The sequence below is a fragment of the Paeniglutamicibacter sp. genome, from assembly GCF_046714615.1.
GTDB lineage: Bacteria > Actinomycetota > Actinomycetes > Actinomycetales > Micrococcaceae > Paeniglutamicibacter.
This window is the reverse complement of record NZ_JBKKAP010000065.1, coordinates 1-7,004: the sequence shown is the minus strand read 5'-3', so window position 1 is coordinate 7,004 and position 7,004 is coordinate 1. Positions and strand designations below refer to the sequence as shown.

7 protein-coding genes are annotated in these 7,004 nt (G+C 66.1%); all 7 read right to left on the bottom strand.

What is annotated here, in order from left to right:
• Nucleotides 1–536: 536 nt before the first annotated feature.
• A complete protein-coding gene (locus ACLQ7E_RS07315; RefSeq protein WP_411731914.1) occupies nucleotides 537–857 on the bottom strand; it encodes a 2Fe-2S iron-sulfur cluster-binding protein in 321 nt (106 codons plus the stop codon).
• 43 nt (nucleotides 858–900) lie between these two features.
• Nucleotides 901–2,148: an NAD(P)/FAD-dependent oxidoreductase gene (locus ACLQ7E_RS07310; RefSeq protein ID WP_411731913.1), complete on the bottom strand. Its 1,248-nt coding sequence runs from the start codon at nucleotides 2,146–2,148 to the stop codon at nucleotides 901–903.
• Nucleotides 2,141–3,418: a cytochrome P450 gene (locus ACLQ7E_RS07305; protein ID WP_411731912.1), complete on the bottom strand. Its 1,278-nt coding sequence runs from the start codon at nucleotides 3,416–3,418 to the stop codon at nucleotides 2,141–2,143. Before ACLQ7E_RS07305 ends, ACLQ7E_RS07310 begins: the two co-directional genes overlap by 8 nt.
• Nucleotides 3,419–3,645: 227 nt before the next feature.
• A complete protein-coding gene (locus tag ACLQ7E_RS07300; RefSeq protein WP_411731915.1) occupies nucleotides 3,646–4,380 on the bottom strand; it encodes an IclR family transcriptional regulator in 735 nt (244 codons plus the stop codon).
• 69 nt (nucleotides 4,381–4,449) lie between these two features.
• On the bottom strand, nucleotides 4,450–5,235 hold the full coding sequence (locus ACLQ7E_RS07295; RefSeq protein WP_411731911.1) for an SDR family NAD(P)-dependent oxidoreductase: 786 nt from the start codon (nucleotides 5,233–5,235) through the stop codon (nucleotides 4,450–4,452).
• Nucleotides 5,228–5,986 (bottom strand): SDR family oxidoreductase, encoded by a 759-nt coding sequence (locus ACLQ7E_RS07290; protein ID WP_411731910.1) that lies wholly within the window; start codon nucleotides 5,984–5,986, stop codon nucleotides 5,228–5,230. Before ACLQ7E_RS07290 ends, ACLQ7E_RS07295 begins: the two co-directional genes overlap by 8 nt.
• A 51-nt stretch (nucleotides 5,987–6,037) precedes the next feature.
• Nucleotides 6,038–6,643, bottom strand: coding sequence for a TetR/AcrR family transcriptional regulator (locus ACLQ7E_RS07285; RefSeq protein WP_411731909.1), 606 nt, complete (start codon nucleotides 6,641–6,643; stop codon nucleotides 6,038–6,040).
• Nucleotides 6,644–7,004: the final 361 nt, after the last annotated feature.

Sequence of the window (7,004 nt, the reverse complement as noted above, 5' to 3'; positions counted from 1 at the left end):
GCCCGGAGTCCCGGGCAGGACGGCCAACCATTGGTACAAAGACAGAGATGCGCCGCTGGGGCCGAGGGGAAAATTCCCTTCGGCCCCTGGGGCGTTTTTGCGCGTCACAACCCCAACCAGAAACCCGCGGCACGGGTTGAATTGGAGGGGTCGTGCCCCGGCGGATTCAAGCATGTCGCACCGGCGATGTGTCTTCCCGAGTCCGCGGCAGCACGGATCCGGGCAGCGGTATTCCTGAAATCCAAGGTGGGTGCTGTTCCTCGTGTGGGTGCGATGAATCCACGCCACCGCCGGCCGCCGGCCTCGTGCCTTATCGGGTGCGCCCGGGTTGGGACAGTGGACGTAGATACTTTCGGCGTCGGGGAAGGGACAACGCTTTTTGGTCGCCATGCGTAGGGAAGATACCCGGCAGTGCTACCCGGCAGCACACGGCCGCTGGAGAAAAGGGCGGCGAAGTGGCGCACAAAAAAGCGGGTGTCGCTGGGGGAAACCACATTGTTCTCCCCAGCGACACCCGCTCCCGCGCGGGTTCCGGCCTATTCCTCCGGTGCGAGCGTCACCGTGATGCCGTCCAGCTGTGCGCGGTGCGCCACCTGGCAGGAAAGCCGCGAGCTGCACTCACGGAAGTTCTCGGCTTCGGCAAGGATCTCGATCTCGTCCTCTCCGCGCTCGCCCAGGGACTTGAAGACCTCATCTTCAAGGAAGACATGGCAGGTGGCGCAGGAGGCGGTTCCGCCGCAAGAGGCAAGCACCGGAAGGTCATTGTCACGCAGGACCTCCATGAGGGACTGGTCTTCTTCCCACGGCAGGGAGTGCGAGGTGCCCTCGCGGTCAATGGCGGTGATGGTGGTCGACATGGCAGTCGTCCTTTCTTGGCTGTGAAGGTATGGAGGAGGGCAGCTAGGCGGCAGCGGCTACGAGGGCGGAATCGGCCAGTGGGAGATTCGGATCGGCAAGCAGCGTCGGGTCAATCAGGGCTCGATCAGCAATGAGCTTCTTGGCTGCCCGGAAGTCGGAGAGCCCTCCGATGCTGTCCAATGCCGCCAGACGTCCCTCGCGCAGGTAGGCCACGGAGAATTTTCCGTCCTGCGGATTTCCGCGCACCACGACCCGGTCCTCGGGGTTCCGCACGCCGGCGGTCTGCAGGCGCACGCCGTGCTGCACCGTCCAGAACCAGGGGACCTCCGGATCCGCGGGCTGCTGCCCGGTGATTTCAGCTGCAACCCGGTCGGCCTGCGCCTGGGCATTTTGCAGGCATTCCAGGCGCTGGCTGACCCCGTCGAATTGCGCGGCGAAGCGCGTGACGTCCCCGGCGGCCAGGATCAGCGGATCCGAGGTCCGGCAGGAGTGGTCCACCAGGATCCCGTCGGCACATTCAAGCCCGGCGTCGATGGCGAGGCTTTCGTTGGGGATCACGCCGATCCCGGCAACGACCAGGTCTGCGGGGTAGCGGGTGTCGTCGGAGGCGACGACGTGCGTGACACGGTCGGTGCCTTCGAAGGATGCCACGCCGGCACCGAAGGCGAAGCGCACACCGTGCTCCCGGTGAACGGATTCGAAATGGCGCGAGACCGGCTCGGAGGTCACGCGGCTCATGATCCGGTCCTGGAATTCCAGGACCGTGACCGTGGCGCCGAGCGCGGAGGCTGCGGCGGCGACCTCCAGCCCGATGTATCCGGCACCGATGACCACGACCTGCTGCCAGGGGCGCAACGATTCACGCAGCGCACGGGCATCGGCCAGGGTCTTGAGCATCAGGATACCCGGAAGGTCGGCGCCCGGCAGGGTCAGCCGGCGCGGGGAGGAACCGGTGGCAATGACCAGGCGCGAATACGGCTGTCGGGTGCCGTCGCTGAGCTCCACGGCGGATGCTTCGCGGTTGATGCCAACGGCGCGGGCGCCGCGAACCAGCTCCAGTCCCTTGTCGTTCAGGTACTGTTCCCGGCGAATCGCCACCGGTTCGGGGCTGCCGCCGGGCTTCAGCATTTCCTTGGACAGCGGGGGACGCTCGTAGGGCAGTGCGGTGTCCGCCTCGATCAGCAGGATCCGCCCCTGGTGGCCGCGGGCGCGCAGGTTCACGCCCACGGACATCCCGGCATGTCCGGCGCCCAGGATGATGATCGGTGCGGTGTTGGTTTCCTTAGCCATGGTGCGTCTCCAGGATCGTGTAGAGGTGCTCGGGACCGGAATTGGTCAGGTTGTTGCCGCGGACGTAGTCAATGGGACGATCCGGATCCAGCGTGATGCGGCCAAGCCGCTGGGCCAGCAGGGCGACGGTCACCTTGGTTTCGAGGCGGGCCAGCGGGGAACCGAGGCAGCTGTGCACTCCGTGGCCGAAGCCAAGATGCCCGTCCGAGCTGCGGTCCAGGTCGAACTGTTCGCCGTTGGGGTACTTGTCGCTGTCGTGGTTTGCGGCGGCCGGCAGCAGGCGCACGATGGATCCGGCCGGGATCAGGGTCCCGGCGACCTCGACGTCCTCGGTCGTGATGCGGCTGACACGCTGCACGGTGCCGCGGTAGCGGGCCAGTTCCTCGACGAACGCGTCGATGGTGTCGGGGTTCTCGCGGACCCTCTCCAGCAGCCCGGGGTTTTCGGCAAAGACGCGGAAGGCGTTGGCCAGCAGGATGGTGGTGGTGTCGTGTCCCGCCACGAAAACGAAGGCGCACAGCTCCTTGGCTTCCTTCTCGCTGAGCAGGCCCTCCTTCCACATGCGGGCAATGTGGCCGCCCACGGATTCGTTTTCCTCGACGTAGAGGCGCTCCATGGTGTCCTTGAGGTAGGCGAAGAACTCCATGGTGCTTTCCTCGTCGGTGCCCGTGCCGGGTGCGTTGCGGGCCAGCCGGCCGAAGTAGCTGAAGGTCTCGTCGGACCAGAACTTCATCTTTTCGAAGTCGGCGGCAGGGACGTCCAGCAGCGCGCTGATCGTGGACATGCTCAGCGGGATCGCGTACTCCTCCACCGCGTCGCCGCCGCCCTTGGCGATCATGGCGTCCAGGTACTGGTTGGCGTTGGCCAGCACACGTTCCTCGAATTGGGCGATGGCCTTGGGCGTGAAGGAGGCGGCCACGACCTTGCGAAGCCGTGTGTGGTTGGGCGCATCGAACAGAACCAGGAAGGTCAGCGGGATCGGGTCGACGACCTCGGAGGAGAAGATCTTGGGGGCACGCAGCGCCTTGCGCACGTCCTCGTAGCGGGAAATGAACCAGACGTCGGAGGTCGCCGAGGCGGCTCGCAGCACCGGGGCGTTCTCGCGCATCCATTCGTAGTGCGCGTAGGGGTCGCCCTGCGTGCCGTCGTCGACAACCTTGAACGGGGCCAGGTGTTCGGGCCAGTCCAGTTCGTGCGAGTACGGGGGCAGTGCAGGCACGGGGGAGTCCCCGAGACCCTCGACAACAGCTTCGGTGATGGAAAGCGACATGAGAATCCTGCTTTCTGGGCATTCTTGGGCGCGACGAAGTACGCCGAATGCCCATGTGGATGGAGGAATGGGTGCCGCGGAAACGTCCGCATCCCGTTGTCGATGCAAGCATGATCTGCATCTGGTTCAAGCATGGATCAAGGTGTGTGACCGGGCACACTCAGCTTCCGTTCAATGGAATGACTCGTAGAGATGGCCCGGCCGGGGCGCCCTTGGAGGGTCATCGACTAGCGTAGGGTCGGCGCGTCCTTGAGCGCGCGGGAAATGCCGTGGGCCGCGGTCAGCAGGCTGGGGAGTACCGCGGGTGTCCGCACCGAATTCCGTGCCGCAATGATGTTCAGGGCGGCAACAACCTGGTTTCCGGGGCCGAAAACCGGAACGGCGATCCCCGTCCATTCGCTCACTCCCGCGCCGTGCAAGGCCACGTAGCCTCGTTCGCGGATTTCGGTGAGGTGGCGGCGAATCACCAGGGGGTCAACGAGCGTTTCGGGAGTGAGCTGCTGCAAGGGGGAGCCAAGGACCTGCTCGCGGAACCCCGCATCGGCGTAGGCCAGCAACACCAGGCCCGAGGAGCTGGCATGCACCGGCATGCGCTGGGCGACATTCGCCGATCCCAGCGGGGAGCTGGGTTCCGACAACCGTTCCACGTAGAGCACCGAGCCGTGGTCGAGCACCGCCAGGGTGGTGTGCTGGCGCACCACCGCACGCACGTCCTGCATGAAGGGCACGGCGGTTTCGCGCAGGTCCAGGGCGTGCGAGCCGCGGGATGCCAGCTCCCACATGCGCAACCCCAGCCGCAGCCGACCGGTGGGCAGGCGCTCGATGAGACCGTGGCCCAGCAGCTCCTCGACCAAGCGGTGCGTGGTGCTCAGCGGCAGGTTGGCCCGATGGGCAAGGCCGGAGAGCGACATGGAGGGCACTTCCCGGTCAAAGGCGCTGATCAGGCGAACGACCCGGCTGATGACCGAGTCGCCGGAGGGTGAGTTGGCGATTTTCTGGGCTCCTTTGCGGGGCGGGTCAGCGGGGCAGGATCAGGCGGCGGTGTAGCCGCCATCGACGGCCAGGATCGAGCCGACCATGAAGGAGGCCGCATCCGAGGCAAGGAAGGCAATGGCCTCGGCGATTTCCGTCGGGTCGGCCAGTCTGCCCAGCGGCGTGCGGGATTCCATCATGCTACGGGTTTCTTCGGGCAGGCCGTCCACCAGCGGGGTACGGGCATAGCCAGGGGCCACGGCGTTGATCCTGATGCCCGACGTGGCATAGGTCAGCGCGGCCGACCGGGTCAGGTTGGCAACGGCGGCCTTGGCCGCGGAATATGAATTGCTGTTGGCGGCCCCGACGCTGCCAAGGATCGAAGCGACGTTGACGATGGCGCCGGACCCGGCAGGCAGCATGTGTCGCAGCGCGTGCTTGTTGCTCAACGCCACTCCGGTCAGGTTGATGTCAATGACCCGTTGCCAGTCACGCAGCTCCATGGTGTGCAGCGGACCCTTGGGTTCGGCGATGCCGGCGTTGGCCACCAGGATATCCAGCGCCCCGAAGGCATCCAGGGCCCTGTCCATGAGTGCTGCCACCGAAGACTCGTCCGTGACGTCGGTGTGCGCCCAGTCGGCCTTCCCGCCGGTGGAACGGATCAGCTCGACGGTGCCGGCCGCGGCAGGATCCACGTCGCCGATCAGCACGTTGGCGCCGCGTGCTGCCAGCAGGCGTGCGGTCGCCGCCCCGATGCCGCTGGCGGCTCCGGTGATGACGGCGGTCCTGCCCGCGAGTCCGTAGGAGTTGGCAGGTCCGTGGGTGCGGTCCGCGCGCTCAGGCATCGGTGCGCAGGTTGTTGCCGGCGGTTTCCCCGCCGTCGATGGCGTAGGCGCCACCGGTGACGAAACTGGATTCATCACTGGCCAGGAAGAGCACGATGTTGGAGATCTCCTGCACATCGGCGTCCCTGCCCAATGGGACCTGCCCAAAGCCGCGTTTGAGGCCCGCGGTCATGGGGGTCCGCACGGATCCGGGGTGCACGGAATTGACCCGGATGTTGTATTCGCCCAGGTCCATGGCGCTGGTCTTGGTCAGGCCCTGGACTCCCCACTTGGCGGCGGAATAGGCCGCCCGGTTCTTGAAGCCCACGAGCCCTGCGATCGAGGAGATGTTGATGATCGATCCGCCGCCGGCGTCCTTGAGGGCGGGGACGGCCGCCTTCATGCCGAGGAAGTTGCCGGTCAAATCGATGTCGATGGTGCGCTTGAAATCCTCGACGCTGGCTTCCTCGACGCTGCCGCGGGTGAAGATGCCCGCATTGTTCACCAGCACGTCGAGCCGGCCGAACTGTTGCACGGTGGCGGCGACGGCTGCCACCCAGCTGTCGTAGTCGGTGACGTCGAGGTGGACGAACAGTGCGTTGTCGGCACCGAGCTCGTGGGCAAGTTCCCGGCCTTGTTCCTGGGCAAGATCGCCAATGACGACCTGGGCTCCGTGTTCGACCAGGGTCCGGGCATGGGAGGCGCCCATGCCTTGGGCCGCCCCGGAGATGAGTGCCACCTTTCCGGCGACGCGGGTGGATTGCTGGGTCATGGTGAAACTCCTAAAAGTGTTTGGGGCGGTGAGACAACGAAGGTGGCGGGGTTAGTTCGCGATGCCGCGCATCACGGTGGCAACCAGTGTGTGGATGAAATCATCGGTCAGCGTGCCGGTGAGGTTGGGCAGCAGCAGGCGTTGGTAGCAGGCGCCCCAGAGTAGGTCGACAACGGTGGCCGGGTCGGTGTCGGGGCGGATCTGGCCGCGTTCGATCGCGGCTCGCAGCAGGTTGACTGCCTCGATGCGCCGTGGGCCGAAGTAGTGGCTGTCGAAGGCCCGAGCGAGTTCCGGATCGGACTGTGCCGCCCCCACCAGTTGGGTGAAGGCGCGGTGCTGGTCCGGAAGGCCCATCAGTTCGGTGAACCCCAGCAACACGGTGGCCAGGTCGGCGCCGATGTCGCCGGTGTCGCGAAAGGCGATCCGGTCTCCGGTCTGGTGCAGGTAGGCGTCCAGGGCGAGCGCGCCGCGCGAGGGCCAGTACTTGTACAAGGTGACCCGGCTGGCTCCGGAGCGGAGCGCGACTTTCTCGATCGTGAATCCGGCGTATCCCTCGGTGATAAGGAGTTCGGCCGCGGCGTCCAGGACCTCGGCGCGGACCTGTTCCAGCGGACGGCGGCCGCGACCCCTGCCGGGCCTGGTTTCCTGCTGCGTCACTCAGCACTCCTTGTGATCCAAATTACTATATGTACAGAATGTATATGAACACTCTGTACATTGCAATACCGCGGAACGAGATGGTGCGGAGGCCTCCCCGCCGCTTCCCGCCGCCGGAATCGGCCAGACTGGCGGTGTCCGGCCATTCGTCCGGTGGTTGGCGGCTGTCGGGTTCCTGCCTGCAAGGCCGTGAACAACGGGCCGATCCCTGCGCCTCGGTCCCGCGGGCCGGGTGCCAGGCGCAAGCTCCCGTGCACAGTGGAAAAACCCGGCGGGGCTTGTCCGGGCCCGGGCGAGAACCTTGTTCCGATGGCGGAATGATCCGGTGAACAACGCAGGAAGCCGAGCCGCTTTACAAGCG

Bases quoted from the DNA above. Each gene is read 5' to 3' on its own strand.
- ACLQ7E_RS07315 (WP_411731914.1), bottom strand. From the start codon at position 857: ATGTCGACCACCATCACCGCCATTGACCGCGAGGGCACCTCGCACTCC.
- ACLQ7E_RS07310 (WP_411731913.1), bottom strand. From the start codon at position 2,148: ATGGCTAAGGAAACCAACACCGCACCGATCATCATCCTGGGCGCCGGA.
- ACLQ7E_RS07305 (WP_411731912.1), bottom strand. From the start codon at position 3,418: ATGTCGCTTTCCATCACCGAAGCTGTTGTCGAGGGTCTCGGGGACTCC.
- ACLQ7E_RS07295 (WP_411731911.1), bottom strand. From the start codon at position 5,235: ATGCCTGAGCGCGCGGACCGCACCCACGGACCTGCCAACTCCTACGGA.
- ACLQ7E_RS07290 (WP_411731910.1), bottom strand. From the start codon at position 5,986: ATGACCCAGCAATCCACCCGCGTCGCCGGAAAGGTGGCACTCATCTCC.